This is a genomic window from Arthrobacter sp. R-11 (assembly GCF_049913155.1).
GTDB lineage: Bacteria > Actinomycetota > Actinomycetes > Actinomycetales > Micrococcaceae > Arthrobacter.
In genome coordinates this window covers 2,367,335-2,384,325 of record NZ_CP183979.1, presented here as the reverse complement: position 1 = coordinate 2,384,325, position 16,991 = coordinate 2,367,335, and the positions used below count along the sequence as shown (strand labels likewise).

Annotated in this window: 14 protein-coding genes; 9 read left to right on the top strand and 5 right to left on the bottom strand. The window is 66.3% G+C overall.

Features of this window, described 5'->3' with window-relative positions:
* Nucleotides 1–161 precede the first annotated feature (161 nt).
* Genes ACN9M4_RS10740 through ACN9M4_RS10720 form a run of 5 tightly spaced genes read left to right on the top strand, consistent with a single transcriptional unit; the run spans nt 162 to nt 5,646 of the window.
* Nucleotides 162–1,247, top strand: a complete 1,086-nt coding sequence (locus tag ACN9M4_RS10740; RefSeq protein WP_426297720.1) for a PhoH family protein — start codon at nt 162–164, stop codon at nt 1,245–1,247.
* Nucleotides 1,244–1,717: an rRNA maturation RNase YbeY gene (gene ybeY / locus ACN9M4_RS10735; RefSeq protein WP_426297718.1), complete on the top strand. Its 474-nt coding sequence runs from the start codon at nt 1,244–1,246 to the stop codon at nt 1,715–1,717. Before ACN9M4_RS10740 ends, ybeY begins: the two co-directional genes overlap by 4 nt.
* Nucleotides 1,714–3,045 (top strand): hemolysin family protein, encoded by a 1,332-nt coding sequence (locus tag ACN9M4_RS10730; protein ID WP_426297716.1) that lies wholly within the window; start codon nt 1,714–1,716, stop codon nt 3,043–3,045. The genes ybeY and ACN9M4_RS10730 overlap by 4 nt, the downstream gene beginning before the upstream one ends.
* Nucleotides 3,029–3,991 carry a GTPase Era gene (era, locus tag ACN9M4_RS10725; protein WP_426297714.1) on the top strand — a complete coding sequence of 321 codons (963 nt, stop codon included), beginning with the start codon at nt 3,029–3,031 and terminating at the stop codon, nt 3,989–3,991. Before ACN9M4_RS10730 ends, era begins: the two co-directional genes overlap by 17 nt.
* 47 nt (nt 3,992–4,038) lie before the next feature.
* Entirely contained in the window at nt 4,039–5,646 is a 1,608-nt protein-coding gene (locus ACN9M4_RS10720) for an LCP family protein (protein ID WP_426297712.1), read from the top strand.
* Between the two features lie 85 nt (nt 5,647–5,731).
* On the opposite strand, the gene ACN9M4_RS10715 is transcribed toward ACN9M4_RS10720, so the two are convergent.
* Complete coding sequence (locus ACN9M4_RS10715; protein ID WP_426297710.1) at nt 5,732–7,684, bottom strand: M13 family metallopeptidase; 1,953 nt, start codon at nt 7,682–7,684, stop codon at nt 5,732–5,734.
* Nucleotides 7,685–7,930: 246 nt separating this feature from the next.
* Between ACN9M4_RS10715 and leuA the strand changes: the two genes are divergently transcribed.
* The 3 genes from leuA (at nt 7,931) to ACN9M4_RS10700 (ending at nt 11,343) form a co-directional block, all read left to right on the top strand.
* Nucleotides 7,931–9,670, top strand: coding sequence for a 2-isopropylmalate synthase (leuA, locus tag ACN9M4_RS10710; protein WP_426297708.1), 1,740 nt, complete (start codon nt 7,931–7,933; stop codon nt 9,668–9,670).
* 99 nt (nt 9,671–9,769) lie between these two features.
* Nucleotides 9,770–10,522: a DNA repair protein RecO gene (gene recO / locus ACN9M4_RS10705; RefSeq protein ID WP_426297706.1), complete on the top strand. Its 753-nt coding sequence runs from the start codon at nt 9,770–9,772 to the stop codon at nt 10,520–10,522.
* Between the two features lie 2 nt (nt 10,523–10,524).
* Nucleotides 10,525–11,343: an isoprenyl transferase gene (locus tag ACN9M4_RS10700; RefSeq protein ID WP_426297704.1), complete on the top strand. Its 819-nt coding sequence runs from the start codon at nt 10,525–10,527 to the stop codon at nt 11,341–11,343.
* Nucleotides 11,344–11,372: 29 nt separating this feature from the next.
* On the opposite strand, the gene ACN9M4_RS10695 is transcribed toward ACN9M4_RS10700, so the two are convergent.
* From ACN9M4_RS10695 to ACN9M4_RS10685, 3 genes are read right to left on the bottom strand one after another with little or no spacing between them, the layout of a single operon-like run.
* On the bottom strand, nt 11,373–12,446 hold the full coding sequence (locus ACN9M4_RS10695) for an alpha/beta hydrolase (protein WP_426297702.1): 1,074 nt from the start codon (nt 12,444–12,446) through the stop codon (nt 11,373–11,375).
* On the bottom strand, nt 12,443–13,465 hold the full coding sequence (locus ACN9M4_RS10690; protein WP_426297700.1) for an alpha/beta hydrolase: 1,023 nt from the start codon (nt 13,463–13,465) through the stop codon (nt 12,443–12,445). The genes ACN9M4_RS10695 and ACN9M4_RS10690 overlap by 4 nt, the downstream gene beginning before the upstream one ends.
* Nucleotides 13,466–13,474: 9 nt before the next feature.
* On the bottom strand, nt 13,475–15,157 hold the full coding sequence (locus tag ACN9M4_RS10685) for an FAD-binding dehydrogenase (RefSeq protein ID WP_426297698.1): 1,683 nt from the start codon (nt 15,155–15,157) through the stop codon (nt 13,475–13,477).
* A 69-nt stretch (nt 15,158–15,226) separates the two neighbouring features.
* Between ACN9M4_RS10685 and ACN9M4_RS10680 the strand changes: the two genes are divergently transcribed.
* On the top strand, nt 15,227–16,294 hold the full coding sequence (locus tag ACN9M4_RS10680; protein ID WP_426297696.1) for a quinone-dependent dihydroorotate dehydrogenase: 1,068 nt from the start codon (nt 15,227–15,229) through the stop codon (nt 16,292–16,294).
* Between the two features lie 67 nt (nt 16,295–16,361).
* Here ACN9M4_RS10680 and ACN9M4_RS10675 read toward each other — a convergent pair whose 3' ends face one another.
* Complete coding sequence (locus tag ACN9M4_RS10675; RefSeq protein WP_426297694.1) at nt 16,362–16,955, bottom strand: DUF3043 domain-containing protein; 594 nt, start codon at nt 16,953–16,955, stop codon at nt 16,362–16,364.
* Between the last annotated feature and the right edge of the window lie 36 nt (nt 16,956–16,991).

Sequence of the window (16,991 nt, the reverse complement as noted above, 5' to 3'; positions counted from 1 at the left end):
GACGGCGGCGGCTGGGACCGGCCTGCCGCCGTCGGGGTATGGGGCTGCTGGCGTAGGATGGGAATCATTCCGGGAAGCAGCTCCCACACCGGCAGGCATGGGACCCGGAAGTTGAACGCATACATCCACAGCGGAGGAGCATAGGCCACACGGCCAACACCATGACTGATTTGAACGGGCGGCCACGGGCTGGCAGCGCCGAGACGGTTCCGGCCGAATTTCCGCATTCCGTTCCGGGCGTCCGGACGGAAGTAGTCGTCTTCGACAACGCGGATCAGATGGTTCAATCGCTGGGCAGCCACGACGAGGCGCTGCGCTACATCGAGGAGCAGTTCCCCGGCATCGATTTCCATGTGCGCGGCAACGAACTTTCCTTCAGCGGTCCGCCCGCGGACGTCCCCCGGATCATGCGCCTCCTCGAGGAAGTCCGCGCCCTGGTGGCCAAGGGAACGGTGATCAACCCCGAGGCCCTGAAGCAGCTGGTTTCCCTGCTGCGCAGCCAGACGGTGCAAAGCCCGGTGGATGTGCTGACCCACAACATCCTCTCCAGCCGCGGCCGCACCATCCGGCCGAAGACCCTGAACCAGAAGAACTACGTCGACGCCATCGACGACAACACCGTCATTTTCGGCATCGGACCCGCCGGCACGGGCAAGACCTACCTGGCCATGGCCAAGGCCGTGCAGGCGCTCCAGATGAAGGAAGTCACCCGCATAATCCTCACCCGCCCCGCCGTCGAGGCAGGGGAGAGGCTCGGCTTCCTGCCCGGGACGCTGAACGACAAGATCGACCCGTACCTGCGGCCGCTCTACGACGCCCTGCACGACATGATCGATCCTGAGTCGATTCCCCGTCTCATGGCCGCCGGGACAATCGAAGTGGCGCCGCTGGCCTATATGCGCGGCCGGACCCTCAACGATGCGTTCATCATCCTCGACGAGGCCCAGAACACCACCCCGGAGCAGATGAAAATGTTCCTGACGCGCCTGGGTTTCGGCTCAAAGATGGTGGTCACCGGTGACGTCACCCAGGTGGACCTTCCCTTCGCCGCGAGCTCCGGCCTGCGCGTTGTCCGCGAGATCCTCAACGGCATCGAAGACGTGAACTTTTCCATCCTGGACGCAGGCGACGTCGTCCGACACCGCCTCGTGGCCGATATCGTCACCGCCTACAGCCACTGGGACGAGAAGCACCGCCAGCCGGCAGGGACAGCAGACAGCCACAAGAAGCAGGGAACACAGCAATGAGCATCGAAGTCAACAACGAATCCGGCGTGCAGGTGGACGAGGCCCAACTGGTCACGTTGTCCCGTTTCATCTTCGAACGGCTGTACATCCATCCGCAGGCCGAGCTGTCGATCCTGCTGGTGGACGAGCCCGCCATGGAAAAACTGCACATCGAACTCATGGACGAACCAGGCGCCACCGACGTCCTCTCGGTGCCCATGGACGAACTCACCCCGGGCACCCCGGACAAGCCCACCCCGCAGGGAATGCTGGGCGACATTGCGATCTGCCCCCAGGTGGCCGAGGTCCAGGCCCGCAACGCCGGGCACCCCGTGCAGGAGGAAATGCTGCTGCTGACAACCCACGGCATCCTCCACCTCCTGGGCTACGACCACGCCGAGCCTGAGGAAAAGGAGGAAATGTTCTCGCTTCAGCGTGAGCTGCTGTCCTCCTTCCTCGGCAAAGACGCCCCCATGGAGACCATGCAGTGACCTCGCTCATCCTGGTCGGGATGGCACTTGTCTTCCTCAGCTTCGTCGCTTTGCTGACGGCTGCGGAAGCCGCCTTCAACTTCCTTCCCCGCCATGAGGCAGAGCTCTCCGCCAGCAACGGCAAGGGCGCTGCGCTGCGGCACATCCTTGCCAATCCTGTGCCCCATATGCGGGCCCTGCGCTTCTGGCGCGTCTGGTTCGAAATGGCTGCCGCGGTGGCCGTCGCCGTCGTCCTGCACAGCCTGCTGGACAACGTCTGGCTAGCCGGACTTGCGGCCACCGGCATTATGGCTGTCATCGGTTTCGTGCTGGTGGGTGTCTCGCCCCGGCAGCTGGGACGGGCGCACTCCGGCGGGGTTGCCAGGTTCATGGCGCCCCTGGTCCGCTTCCTGTGCCGGATCCTGGGGCCGGTTCCCGGCTGGCTCGTCTCGATCGGCACCGCCGTGGCGCCGGGAACCCCGGGCGGCGATGAATTCTTCTTCAGCGAAGAGGAGTTCCGCGAATTCGTGGACCGCGCCACGGAGTCGGACGTGATCGAGGACGACGAGGCCGAACTCATCCAGTCGGTCTTCGATCTCGGAGACACCCTGGTGCGGGCCGTAATGGTGCCCCGCACGGACATCGTCAGCATTGAATCCGGGTCCGGGCTGGAAGAAGCCATGGCGCTCTTCCTCCGCTCGGGATACTCGCGGATCCCCGTGATCGCCGGGGACGCGGACCAGATCCGCGGGATCCTCTACCTCAAGGATGTGGCCGCCGCGCTGCACCGCCCCGATTTCCCTGCCGACGCCCACGACGTCGACTCCCTGGCCCGAGAGACGCGCTTCGTCCCGGAGTCCAAGCCGGTCGACGAACTTCTGAAGGAACTGCAAAAGGAGTCAACCCACGTCGCGGTCGTGATCGACGAGTACGGCGGCACGGCCGGGCTGGTGACGCTCGAGGACCTGATCGAGGAAATCGTCGGGGAGATCGTCGATGAGTACGACGCCGGCGTCGAGGACGCCACCGACCTTGGCGATGGCAGCTACCGGGTCAGTTCGCGGATGAGCATCGACGACCTCGGGGAACTGTTCGACATCGACCTCGACGACGACGAAGTGGACACCGCGGGCGGGCTGCTCGCCAAGGCACTGGGCCGGGTTCCGATTGTGGGCAGCACGGTCGAAGTGGCGGGGATTTCCCTGCGGGCAGATAGGCTGGAGGGCCGGCGCAACCGGGTCAGCCACATCATTGCGGCCGCCGTGCCGAAGGAAGACACTGACCTAGACGGGCTTCTCGACGAGGCCGACATAAAGCAACAGGGAGTACCACGTGAGCAAGCACAGTAAGACCTTCGACACCACCCAGGACTTCAGCGGCTTCCACGCGGGCTTCTCGGTCCTGGTGGGACGGCCGAACGCCGGCAAGTCCACTCTGACCAACGCCCTGGTGGGGCAGAAGGTGGCCATCACCTCGGCCAAACCACAGACCACCCGGCACACGATCCGCGGCATCGTCCACCGTGACGACGCCCAGCTCATCCTGGTGGACACTCCCGGCCTGCACCGGCCGCGCACGCTGCTTGGTAAACGCCTCAACGAACTTGTCGCGGATACCCTCGCCGAAGTGGATGCGATCGGCTTCTGCCTCCCGGCCAACGAGAAGATCGGCCCCGGCGACAAGTTCATTGCCGCCCAGCTCGCCGGTGTCGGCCGCAAGCCGATCATTGCGATCGTCACCAAGACCGACCTCGTGGACAAGCAGGCGCTCACCGAGCAGCTGCTCGCAGTGGCGGCCCTCGGCAAGGAGGCCCTGGGCGGTGAAGGCTGGGCGGACATCGTGCCGGTTTCGGCCGCCGACGGCTTCCAGGTCAACACCGTGGCCGACGTCCTCATCAGCCACATGCCGGCCTCGCCGCCGCTGTACCCCGACGGCGAACTTACCGACGAGCCCGAAGCCGTCATGGTGGCCGAACTGATCCGCGAAGCAGCCCTTGAAGGCGTGCGCGACGAACTTCCGCACTCCCTCGCCGTCGTGGTGGAAGAGATTGTTCCGCGCGAAGGCCGCACCGAGGACAACCCCCTGCTGGACGTCCGGGTGAATCTGTTCGTCGAGCGTCCGTCGCAGAAAGCCATCATTATCGGCAAGGGTGGAAGCCGGCTGCGTGAGGTGGGAACCAACGCCCGCAAGGGAATCGAAGCCCTGCTCGGCACCAGGATTTACCTCGACCTGCATGTCAAAGTCGCAAAGGACTGGCAGCGGGACCCCAAGCAACTCGTAAGGCTAGGCTTCTAGCCGCTGGGGAAGTTCACAGATTCGGGCCCTAAAATGGCCGGAATCCAATGTTCCGAGGAAAGGTTGACCGAGTAGTGCGACGTCGAGATGCGCGCGTGCAGGAAAGCAGCGGGACCGGCAAGGCTGCGTCTGCACGCCATGGAGACGCGCCCGGCGCCCCCCGCCATATGCGGTTCCGCAGGCACTCCCTCTGGCTGAAGATCAGCGCCGGAGTGGTGAGCGTGCTCCTCCTGGCGGGCGTGGCCTTCGCCGCCTACTGGTTCATCCGCCTCCAGCTCAACATCACCAAGGCCCCGCTCAACGCGGGGGCGCAGAAGACCGAGGGCGACACCAATGACGCCAAGGACCGCCTGCAGATCCTGATTCTCGGCTCCGATACCCGTGACGGCAAGAACTCCAAGTACGGCAGCGTGGACGATTCCACCGGCTACGGTCATTCGGATGTCATGATGCTGCTGGACATTTCCGCGGACAACCGCCGCGTCAGCATCATCAGCTTCCCGCGTGACCTGCTGGTGGATGTTCCCGAGTGCACCGACCAAACGACGCACAAGAGCTACCCTGCACGATCCGGCGAGATGATCAATGCGGCCATGGCAGAGGCCGGCATCGGTTGCGCTGTCGACACAGTGAACAAGCTGACAGGGCTTGAGATCGACCACTTCATGATGGCGGACTTCAACGCCGTCAAGGAACTGTCCAACACTGTGGGCGGCGTGGCGGTATGCATCAGCGACGCTGTCTACGACCCCGACTCAGGGCTCCGGCTGCCCAAGGGCACCTCCCAGGTGAAGGGCGAACAGGCGCTGTCCTTCCTGCGCACGCGCCACGCCTTCGGCGACGGCAGCGACCTCGGCCGCATCCAGGCGCAGCAGGGCTTCCTGTCCTCGCTCGCCCGCAAGGTCAAGGACGACGGCACCCTCGGCAATCCGCAAAAGCTCCTCTCCATCGCTGATGTCATCACCCAGAACCTCACGGTCGACGAAGGGCTGGCGAACGTGCAGTCCTTGTTGACCATTTCCTCGCGGCTGAAGGACATCGACCTTTCGAAGGTGGCGTTCGTCGCAGTGCCCAACCGGCCCGCCGCCGTCGACCCCAACCGCCTCGAACTGATGCAGCCCCAGGCCTCGCAGCTTTTCGCGGCCATGCGCGCGAACCTCGACCTGACCAAGCCGGGCTCGACCTCCACGCCGGCGGCCTCGCCGGGTGCAAGCCCGACGGCGGCGGCCAGCACACCCGCAAGCACCGCCCCAACGAGCAAGACCCCCTCAGCAGTGCCGTACGACAAGGCCCTGCAGCCGGTCACGGTCGCCGACGGTTCCGGCGTGCCGGAACACGCCCAGGAACTGGTGGCGGCCCTCGTCAAGGCCGGCTTCACCCAGGGCTCGCAGTTCGCCGCGGATCCGACGGCCAAGACCGCCGTCTACTACGCTGCCGGGTTTGAGGACGTGGCCTCCGACGTCGCCAAGCTCTTCGGTATACCGGCCGCCCAGGTGGAGGCTTCGACGGCGGTCAACGGGGTGCAGCTCTATGCCGGCTCGGACTTCACTTCCGGCCTCAAGTTCGGCACCGCCTCCGTTCCGGCCGACGTCGTGAACCAGACGGCCGGCGACGTCAAATGCCAGACGGCGAATCCCGCGCTCGTGGTCCGCTGACCGGCACGGCCGAAAACACGGCACCAACGACGAAGGGCCGGACCACGTGGTCCGGCCCTTCGTCACTGGCGGCATTCCGTGACGGCTACCAGATGCTGACGCGGTCCTCCGGGGCCAGCCACATGCCGTCGCCCTCCTTCAAGCCGAACGCCTCGTGGAATTCGGAGAGGTTGCTGGCGATCGCGTTGGTCCGGAACTCGTTGGGGGAATGGGGGTCGGTGGCCACCCGGCGGATGGCCTCCTCCGGCCGGATCACCTGGCGCCAGCCCGCCGCCCAGGACATGAAGAATCGCTGCCGCCCGGTAAGCCCGTCAAGGACCGGTGCCTCAGTGCCGTCCAGGCTCAGCAGGTAGGCCTTGTACGCGATCCCGAGGCCGCCCAGGTCGCCGATGTTTTCGCCCAGGGTGAGTTTGCCGTTGACGTTGTGGCCGGGTGCTTCCTCCGGCGCGAGGGCATCGAACTGTGCCACAAGCTTTGCGGTCAGCTTCTCGAAGGCCTCACGGTCCTCGGCAGTCCACCAGTTCCGCAGGGCGCCGCTGCCGTCGAACTGCGATCCCTGGTCGTCGAAGCCGTGGCCGATTTCGTGGCCGATGACGGCGCCGATGCCGCCGTAATTCACCGCATCGTCGGCCTCGGCCGTGAAGAACGGAGGCTGCAGGATCGCGGCGGGGAAGACGATCTCGTTGAGCAGCGGGTGGTAGTAGGCGTTCACCGTCTGCGGCGTCATGAGCCACTTGTCCAGGTCGACAGGCTTGCCGACCTCGTCAAGATGCCTGTCGACGTCGGCGTTGTGTCCGCGTTCGACGTTACCCAGCAGGTCCCCGGGGTCGATCTCGACGGCCGAGTAGTCGATCCACTTGTCCGGGAAACCGATCTTCGGCCGGAACGCGTCGAGCTTCTTCAGCGCCTCGGCCTTGGTCTCCTCGCCCATCCAAGCCAGCCCGGTGATGCTCTGCCGGTAGGCTTCGGTCAGACGGGCCACAAGGGTCTGCATCCTCGCCTTGTGCTCTTCGGGGAAGTGCCGTTCCACATAGATCTGGCCCACCGCTTCGCCGAGCGCGGCCTCGACAACGGCGACGCCCCGCTTCCAGCGTTCCTTGTTCTGCGGGGTGCCGCTCAGGGTGGTGCCGTAGAAGGCAAAGTTGGCGTCAACGAATGCCGGGGAGAGGTACGGGGCAGCGGCGTTGATGACCCGCAGTGCCAGCCATTCGCGCCAGGCGGCCAGGGGCTCGGAGTCGAGGAGCCCGGCCGCGCCGTTGAAGAAGTCCGGGGTGCTCAGGACCAGCTCCCCGTACTTGCTGCCTTCGATGCCCGCGGCGTCGAACCAGGAAGCGAGCAGGGGGAAGAGCCCAGCGGCCTCGTCGATGGTCTTCAGGTTGTAGGTCTTCTGCGGATCGCGCAGCGTCACCTTGTCCCAATGGTGGGACGCAAGCGCCTTCTCCAGTGCCACGACCCGGCCTGCCGCTGCGCCGGCGTCGGGAATTCCGGCCAGCCCGAACACGGTGGCGACGTAACCGGTGTAGGCCTCGACGATGGGTGCGAATTTTCCGTCGCGGTAGTAGGACTCATCCGGCAGGCCGAGTCCTCCTTGCCCCGCGTAGAGCAGCACACGGTCCGGGTTGCCGGCGTCCGGCGCCGGATAGATGGAGAACAGGCCGGAAACATCCGAGCGGAAGAGCCGGCCGGTCAGTGCCACCAGGCCCGCTGCGTCGGGGACGGCGAAGACTTCGGCCAGGCGTTCGCGGATGGGGTCGAAGCCCTTGGCTTCCGCGGCGGCTTCGTCCATGAAGCTGTTGTAGAGGTCGCCGATTTTGCGCTCGATTCCCGTGGCGCTGGAACCCTTGGCGGCAGCTTCCTCGATGATCGCCTTGACGGCCAGTTCCGCGCTGTCCCGCAGGGAAGTGAAGGTTCCTTCCAGCGGCCTGTCATCCGGAATTCTCGTGGTGTTCAGCCAGGCCCCGTTGACGTGCCGGTAGAGGTCATCCTGGGGGCGCACGCTTTGGTCGATATTGGACAGGGTGATCCCGGACTGTGGCACGAAAGCTCCTTCGATGACGCGCCGCCGGCAGGGCACCGTTGCCGCGTCTGCATAGTGGACGTTGCTTCAGGTATTGCACTGTCATCATACGCACCGTGTTACTGTGAAATGGTGCGTGCAGGAATGCTTCTCCTTAGCTGCCGCGGCGGGGCCTCAAAAGCGACCAATCGCTAGGCCAATCCTCGCTGCGGAGTTTACTATGCCCGGCCAATCTTCCATCAAGATCCAAAGAAAAGGCCCTTAGTCATGCACAACGCACAAAAGCCCTCCGGTATGCCGATCCACCGCTACCTGTCCTTCCAGGAGCAGATCAACGTTGAACTGCCGGACCGCACCTGGCCGGACAAGGTAATCACCAAGGCTCCGCGCTGGTGCGCGGTGGACCTGCGGGATGGAAACCAGGCGCTGATCGACCCCATGAGCCCGGCCCGCAAGCTGAAGATGTTCCAGCTGCTGGTGAAGATGGGCTACAAGGAGATCGAGGTCGGCTTCCCCTCGGCATCCCAGACCGACTTCGACTTCGTCCGCCAGCTGATCGAGGGCGGCCACATCCCGGATGACGTCACTATCCAGGTGCTGACCCAGGCCCGTGAACACCTGATCGAACGGACCTACGAGTCTCTGGTCGGTGCCAAGCAGGCGATCGTGCACCTCTACAACTCCACGTCGGTGCTGCAGCGCCGGGTGGTCTTCAACCAGGACGAAGACGGCATCCTGGACATCGCCCTGCAGGGTGCCCGCCTGTGCAAGAAATACGAGGAAACCCTCACCGACACCCACATCACCTACGAGTACTCTCCGGAGTCCTTCACCGGCACCGAACTCGAGTACGCGGCCCGGGTCTGCAACGCCATCGCTGATATCTTCGAGGCTTCCGCCGACAAGCAGGTCATCATCAACCTGCCGGCCACGGTGGAAATGGCCACCCCGAACGTTTACGCCGACTCGATCGAGTGGATGCACCGCAACCTGCACCCGCGGGAGGGCATCATCATCTCCCTGCACCCGCACAACGACCGCGGCACCGGTGTCGCCGCCGCCGAACTCGGCTATCTGGCCGGCGCCGACCGCATCGAAGGCTGCCTCTTCGGCAACGGCGAACGCACCGGCAACGTGGACCTGGTCACGCTGGGCCTGAACATGTTCGTCCAGGGCATCGACCCCATGATCGATTTCTCTGACATCGACGAAGTACGCCGCACCGTGGAGTACTGCAACCAGCTGCCCGTGCCCGAGCGTTCGCCCTATGGCGGCGACCTGGTCTTCACGGCGTTCTCCGGTTCGCACCAGGACGCCATTAAGAAGGGCTTCGAAGCGCTGGAGAAGGACGCCGCGGCCGCCGGCAAGGCCGTTGACGACTTCACCTGGCAGGTTCCGTACCTGCCGATCGATCCCAAGGACCTCGGCCGCAGCTACGAAGCCGTGATCCGCGTGAACTCGCAGTCCGGCAAGGGCGGCGTGGCCTACCTGCTCAAGAGCGAGCACAGCCTGGACCTGCCGCGCCGTGCGCAGATCGAATTCTCCGGAGTCATCCAGCACCGCACGGACACCATGGGCGGCGAAGTCAGCGGCGCACAGCTCTGGGCCATGTTCCAGGACGAATACCTGCCCTCCAGCACCGAAGCAGGGCAGTGGGGCCGCTACTCGCTGGGCGCCAGCCGCACGGAGACGGATGAGTCGGGTGAACTGACCTTGCACGCCGCCCTCCGGATCGACGGCAAGGAAGTCCAGCGCACCGGCACGGGCAACGGCCCCATCGCGGCCCTGCTGAGCATCCTGCGCGAAGACGGCGTGGACGTGCGGGTCCTGGACTACAGCGAGCACGCCCTTTCCGAAGGCGGCAGCGCCAGCGCAGCAGCCTACGTCGAATGTGCCGTCGGCGAGCGGGTCCTGTGGGGTGTCGGCATCGATCCGAACACCAGCACGGCCGCCCTGAAAGCCGTCATCTCCGCCGTCAACCGGGCGGTCCGCTCGGTCCGCGCCTAGCAGCGGTCCGCGCTTGCCAAGCGGCCGCGCGGTGGAACATCCTTCCGCCGCGCGGCTCCGCCGGACGCCATGGCGCCCGGCGTGGTGCGAAGATTAACTGTGGTCAACCCATCCTTTGCAGCCCGGTCCTACCGGGACGACGCCGTGGTGCTGCGCACCCACAAGCTGGGCGAAGCCGACCGCATCATCATTCTCCTGACCAAGCACCACGGCCAGGTCCGGGCGGTGGCCAAGGGCGTGCGCCGGACGAGCAGCCGCTTCGGTGCCCGGCTTGAACCCTTCATGGTCGCGGACCTGCAGCTGGTTTCAGGCCGCACCCTCGACGTCGTCACACAGGCCGTTGCCAAGGGCGCCTACGGCACGGCGATCGCTTCCGACTACACCAGTTACACGGCCGCGGCCGCCATGGTGGAAACCGCGGAGAAGCTCAGCGATGCGGACGCCGATTCCGGCACCGCCCAGTACAACCTCCTCGTGGGCGCCCTTGCGTCCCTGAGCCGTTCGGCACATGCGCCGGAACTCATCCTCGATTCGTACTTGCTGCGCGCCCTGGCAACGGGCGGCTGGGCGCCGAGTTTCACCGACTGCGCCCGCTGCGGGGCCCCGGGCCCGCACACCGCCTTCTCGGCACCGCTGGGCGGCATGGTCTGCGGCGACTGCAGGCCGCCCGGTTCCCCGGCTCCGGCTCCGGAGACGGTGGGGCTGCTGGGCGCACTGCTGACCGGCGACTGGACGACGGCGGACGCCTCCGATGGCGTGCACCGCCGTGAGGCAGCGGGCCTGGTGGCCAGCTACCTGCAGTGGCACCTTGAACGGTCCTTGAAATCCCTCAAACACGTGGAGCGTAGCTGATAGTGGCATTGGCAAAGAAGAACCCACCGACCCGCCGGAGCAAGCCGGTGATGGCGCCGTATCCGCACCCTTCCGGTGCGGTTCCGCCGGCCATTCCCGCTGAACTCGTGCCTCAGCATGTGGCGATCGTGATGGACGGCAACGGGCGCTGGGCCAACCGTCGCGGTTTGCCCCGGATCGAGGGCCACAAGGCCGGCGAACCCGCCCTGCTCGACGTTATGGCCGGCGCGATCGAACTGGGCATCAAGTACGTCAGTGTCTACGCCTTCTCCACCGAGAACTGGCGCCGGTCCCCGGAAGAAGTCCGCTTCCTGATGGGATTTAACAAGGATGTGCTGCGACGCCAGCGCAACCAGCTGGATGACTGGGGGGTCCGGATCCGCTGGGCCGGACGAAGGCCCCGGCTCTGGGGCTCGGTGATTAAGGAGCTCGAAGAGGCCGAGGCATACACCCGGAACAACGACACCTGCACGCTGACCATGTGTGTTAACTACGGCGGCCGGGCTGAGATCGCCGATGCCGTCGCGGCCATCGCCCGGGACGTGGCAGACGGCAGGCTAAAGGCGTCGTCGGTGTCGGAGAAGACCATCCAGAAGTACCTGGACGAACCGGACCTGCCGGACGTGGACCTGTTCCTGCGCAGTTCCGGCGAACAGCGGCTCTCCAACTTCCTGCTCTGGCAGTCTGCCTACGCCGAGTTCGTCTTCATGGACACGCTTTGGCCCGATGTCGACCGGCGGACCCTGTGGGACGCAGTCGAGATCTTCGCCAAACGTGACCGCCGCTACGGCGGCGCGGTGGACGCCGCAGGGCAGGCCTGAGAGTTTATTAACCCCTGCGTGCTGAATCCTCAGCCGGGGTAGGACTCGAGCCAGATCGCAACGTCGCGGTATGCCTGCTGGCGGACGATCCGGCGGGACAGGAACACGTCGTGCAGCGCACCCGGATACCGGAAGACCGCCGTCCGGCGGCCGAGGCCCAGAGCGCGCCGTGCGGTCTCCTCGACGTCGATCACGGCATCCACCCGCATCAGCTCGGCGCTCCATTCACCCTGGATCCGGGTGCGGCCGGACAGCATCACCAGCACGGGCGCGTCGATGTCGAGCTTGCGTTCGACGGCGGCGTGACCGGCCAGGACCGCCTTGCTCCATCCGGCGCGCACCGGGAAGGAAGCGCGCGGGCGCCACTGTGGGTCCAGGTTCCATTCGCCGTGAGCCAGGCTGCTGACGCTTTCCCAGTAGGCGGGCATCTCGGGAAGCCGGAACGCCCGCTTGGGGTCGGTCCGTGCAAACGGTTCCACGAGGTGCATCGCAATGCTGCGGATGAGGCTGCTTCCCTGGAGTTCAAGCCAAGGCGAGTTGAGGACCAGGGTTGCGAGCCGCCCGGGGTGCCGGTCCGCCCACAGGGTGGCGATGAGCCCGCCCAAGGAGTGCGCGATCAGGTGCACGGTGGGCGGGGCCGTGGTTCCGGTGCGCCTGGCAACGTCGGCGTCGATGGCGGCAAGGGCGGCGTCGAGGTCTTCGTCATAGACGGCGAGGTCGGTGATGTAGCCGGGGGTCTGCCATCTGCGCAGGCTGCGCCCGAACTTCCGCAGATCGATCGCGTAGAAGTGGAAGCCCGATCCGGCCAGGCTTTCGGCCAGTTCGTCCTGGAGGAAGTAGTCCGCCCAGCCATGCACGTACAGCACCACCCGGGGAGCCTTGTCCTGGCGGGGGGATTCCCGGCGGATCGCGTGGCGGGTGAGTTCGGTGAAGGCGTCCCGGAGCCGGCGGGGTCGCACGGTCTCGGGCGGAGGGACCGTGTACCTCACGAGCGTGGCACAGACCGGGCCTTCTTCATCGGGCGCCAGTTCCAGCTCCAAGGCTTCGAAATGAGCGCCGAGGAAGTCCGCTTGCCACTGCTGCCGTGTGCCTGGCGTGGTCACTCTTGGCCGCCCTCGTCCGAAGCGGCGTCAGTGGCCGAGGTGTTTCCGCGGTCCGTGATGAAGCCGCGGATCCAGCGCGCCAGCCGTGCGTAGGCGTCGTCGCGCACAGGCGAGGCCGACAGGAAGACGTCGTGCAGGCCGCCGTCAACCCGTTCCAAGGTGACGCTCCGGCCCAATGTCATGGCCCTCAGGGCCATGATGTTCACGTCGAGCACGGCGTCCGAATGACGCATTGATTCCCTCCAGATCATTCCGTTGGCGCTGGCCCCCGAGAGCAGGACCAGGATGGGGATGTCGATGTCCAAGCCACGGGCCACCCGGGTGTGCCCGCTGAGCACGGCACTCAGCCAGCCCGCCCGCAGGGGAAACGCCAGGGGCGGCCGGTATTTCTCGTCGAGGGCCCATTCACCCTCGGCGCTGCTGCTGATGCTGCGGTAGTAGAAACCGCGCTCGGGCAGTCGAAGTACGGTCAGCGGGCGGATCCGGGCCACAGGCTTGACCATAAGCTGCGCGGCCCTGCGGACGAGCGAGCTTCCGTGCATCTCCAGCCAAGGGCTGTTGAGGACCAGGAACTGCACCATTCCCGGGTGCCGGCTGACCCAGAGTGCGGCCACCAGCCCGCCGGTCGAATGGCCCATCAGGGTCAAGGGCTCCGGCTCTCCGTTGCCCGCTCCGCCGGACCGGATCATGCCGATAGCCGTGCCTATCTCGGCGTCGTAGTCGTCCAGGTGAGCCACGTAGCCGCCCGTGCTGTCCTCGCGCAGGTTCCGGCCGTGGTTGTGCATGTCCAGCGCGTAGAAGCGGAATCCCTGCTGCGTCCAGAACTCGGCCAGCGCCACATTGAAGAAGTAGTCGCTCCACCCGTGCAGGAACAGCACGGCGCCGTTGACCGCCGGGCGTTGCGCGGAGCCGGGGACATGGCGCACCAGCGTCGCGCGCCTGGGCACCCCGTCGATGCCGCGGGCCTCAAAGCCGCAGCTTTCGAAGTCGGTGCCAAGAATGTCGGTCTGCCACTCCACGGGACCAGCTTAGACAGAAGCTGCCGCTTCGAGCCCGGCTGCGCGCCCGGAAAACAGGCAGCCGCCAAGGAATGTCCCTTCCAGGGCCCGGTATCCGTGGATACCGCCGCCCCCGAAGCCTGCGGCTTCCCCCGCCGCGAAGAGTCCTGGCAGCGCGGACCCGCTGCCGTCCAGTACGCGGGACTGCAGGTCGGTCTGGAGGCCGCCGAGGCTCTTCCGGGTCAGGACGGACAGGCGGACGGCCACGAGGGGGCCGTGGGCGGGGTCCTCAAGACGGTGTGGCGGGGCGACCCGCATCAGCCTGTCGCTGGCGAACCGCCTGGCCGCCCGGATTGCAGCCAGCTGGAGGTCCTTGCCCAGCCCGGTGGAGAGCTGTTGGTCCCGTTGCCTGATGAGGGATTCCAGCGCAGCGGGGTCGATCAGCGAGTTGCCGGTCAGTGAGTTCATCCGGTCCGAGAGTTCCCGTGGTGTGGCTGCCTGCAGGAAGTCGACGCCCCGCTCCAGGAAGGTGCTCAACGGCGTCGGGGCGTCCTTCCGGAGCCTGGCGGCCAGGAGCCGCAGGTCCCGGTTGCTGAGGTCCGGGTTCTGCTCCGAACCGGACAGTGCGAACTCCTTCAGGGCGATGGTCCGGTTGCAGACGAACCAGGAATAGTCGTGCCCTGTGCCGACGATGTGCCGGAGGGCGCCCTGCGAATCGAAACCGGGGAATAGCGGTGGCGGCAATTGCCGACCGGTGGCGTCGAGCCATAACGAGGACGGCCCGGGAAGGATGCGGATGCCGTGCCGTGGCCATACGGGGGAGTGGTTGTGGACGCCTTCCGGGTAATGCCACATGCGGTCGCCGTTGATGAGGACTGCCCCGGAATCCTTTGCGGCGCTGAGGAACTCCCCGTCCACCGAGGCTGGGACACCGCTGAGCAGCCGCCCTGGTGCCGCTCCTCCCGGCCACAGGCTCCTGACCATTGCGTGGTTGCCGCCGATTCCGCCGCTGGCCACGATCACCGCGCCCGCGGTGGCCTCGAAGCTTCCGACGGCGGTCCTGGACGAAGCGACGCCGCGGCCAGCGCCGGAGTCCTCCAGGATGTCGCCGGTCACCCCGCTGACCCGGCCGGCCGCCGTCGTCAACGCGACGGCCCGGTGCCGGAACCGCAGACTGATCCGGCCCTCGGCAACGCCTTCGGCAATCTTGGCGAGGAACGGTTCCAGCAGGCCAGGACCGGTTCCCCACACGACATGGAAGCGGGGCACGGAATTGCCATGGCCGGCGGGCCCGTGTCCGCCGCGCTCGGCCCATTGCACCAGCGGGAACAGCTTCACTCCGAGGGCGTGCAGCCAATGCCGTTTCTCGCCGGCGGCGAAGTGGACATAGGCCTCTGCCCAGCGGCGCGCCCACAGGTCCTCCGGCCGGTCGAACGCGGCTGAGGCAAGCCAGTCGCCCAGGGCGAGATCCGCGGAGTCCCGCACACCGAGGCGCCGCTGCTCCGGGCTGTCCACCAGGAAGAGGCCGCCGAAGGACCAGTGTGACTGGCCGCCCAGGGAGGCTTCGGGCTCCTGGTCGATAACGGCGACCCGGCGTCCTGCGGAGTATGCCATCGAGGCCGCCACCAGGCCGGAAAGTCCGGCGCCGACCACCAGGACATCGCTCTCGATCACGCTGTGGCCCGGGGCGCGGTTTCCGCTGTTCGCCGACATGGCAACATGCTACTCCCGGGTAACGATCCCGGTTTGGTGCGCGGCGCGGAAGACGGAAAACTAGGGGGTATGCGTGTCTACCCCACATTCTTCAAGTTGGCCTTCTCCTGGATGGATGCCGAAAAGGCCCACAAGATCGGTTTCCGTGCAATCAGGCTGGCCCATTCCTGCGGAGCCGGACGGATCCTGGGCAGGCTGACCGCCCCGCAAGCTTCGCTCCGGACCGAGGCCCTCGGACTGACCTTCCCGTCGCCGTTCGGCCTGGCCGCCGGTTTCGACAAAGAGGGTCACGGCATCGAGGCCCTGAGTGAACTGGGCTTCGGCCACGTCGAGGTGGGCACCATCACCGGCCAGGCCCAGCCGGGCAACGAAAAGCCCCGCCTGTTCCGACTTGTCGAGGACCGCGCCGTCATCAACCGCATGGGTTTCAACAACGATGGCGCTTCGGCGGTGGCGCCACGCCTCAAGGCTGCCCGGGCCGGCCTGCAGAAAGCGCACGCCGGTGTCCGGCCCGTCATCGGCGTCAACATCGGCAAGACCAAGGTGGTGGAGCTGGAAGACGCGGTGGAGGACTACCTGGTCAGTGCGCGCAGCCTTGCTCCCGCTGCGGATTACCTCGTGGTGAACGTCAGTTCGCCGAACACGCCCGGACTGCGGCTGCTGCAGAACGTCGACACCCTGCGTCCGTTGCTGTCTGCCGTGGGGGAGGCTGCGGACCAGGCAGCCGGCCGCCATGTTCCGCTGCTGGTCAAGATCGCCCCTGACCTCAGCGACGAGGACATCGACGACGTCGCCCGCCTGGCACTGGACCTTGGCCTGGACGGGATCATCGCCACGAACACCACCATCGGCCGCGACGGTCTGACTTCGGATCCCGCCAAGGTGGAAGCGGCCGGTGCAGGCGGGCTCTCCGGTGCGCCGCTGAAGCAGCGCTCACTGGAGGTGCTCAAGCGGCTGAAGGCCGCCGTCGGGGACAAGCTGGTACTGATTGCCGTGGGCGGCGTGGAGACCGCAAGCGATGTCCAGGAACGGCTGGACGCAGGTGCCACCCTCGTCCAGGGCTACACCGCTTTCCTCTACGAAGGACCCTTCTGGGCCGCGCGGATCAACAAGGGCCTGGCCAAGAACCGCCGCTAGGCGGCGGCACCGCAAATGCAGAAGGACCCCGGAACAGTTTGTCCGGGGTCCTTCTGCATGCGGGGTCCTACGAAGGGTAGTCGCCGCGGCCGACCAGCGGTTTGGGAAGGCGCAGCTTCCGGAACTGCAGGGAGCGCATGCTTCCGTACCAGACGGTGCCGCGTTCAACCTCGCCGAACTTCTGTGCCAGTGCCTTGCGGAGCTTGCGGGAAAGAATGAAGACGTCCACGAACACGGCGAGGAACATCACCCAGAAGCCGATCAGGACATAGGTCAGGGCGTCGCTGGACTGCGGGATCAGGAAGGAAACCACCACGAAGGCGAGGGCGCCGAACATCAGGTACTCGCCGAGATTGAACCGGGCATCCACGAAATCCCGGGTGAAGCGCTTCTGCGGGCCCTTGTCGCGAAGCGGCAGGAAGCGCTCGTCGCCGGTGTCCAGGGCCTGGCGCATCTTCTGGCGCTGGTCCTGGATGGCAACCCGTTCGGCTTCCTTCGAGGCCTTCCGGTCGCTGGGAACCAGGGGCCGCTTGCGCGCCGCTTCCTGGTCCTTGCGCTTGGGTGTGGGGGCACCCTTGCCGGGGCCCTTTGCCGCGGCGTCGGCGGCAAGCTGGTCTATTGAGTCCTGAGCGCTGGGCTCTTCCTTTTTACGTCCAAACACCAATACAGAATACCCGTCGCGGCGTGACCCGGGCGA

Bases quoted from the DNA above. Each gene is read 5' to 3' on its own strand.
- ACN9M4_RS10740 (WP_426297720.1), top strand. From the start codon at position 162: ATGACTGATTTGAACGGGCGGCCACGGGCTGGCAGCGCCGAGACGGTT.
- ybeY (WP_426297718.1), top strand. From the start codon at position 1,244: ATGAGCATCGAAGTCAACAACGAATCCGGCGTGCAGGTGGACGAGGCC.
- ACN9M4_RS10720 (WP_426297712.1), top strand. From the start codon at position 4,039: ATGTTCCGAGGAAAGGTTGACCGAGTAGTGCGACGTCGAGATGCGCGC.
- leuA (WP_426297708.1), top strand. From the start codon at position 7,931: ATGCACAACGCACAAAAGCCCTCCGGTATGCCGATCCACCGCTACCTG.
- ACN9M4_RS10685 (WP_426297698.1), bottom strand. From the start codon at position 15,157: ATGTCGGCGAACAGCGGAAACCGCGCCCCGGGCCACAGCGTGATCGAG.
- ACN9M4_RS10680 (WP_426297696.1), top strand. From the start codon at position 15,227: ATGCGTGTCTACCCCACATTCTTCAAGTTGGCCTTCTCCTGGATGGAT.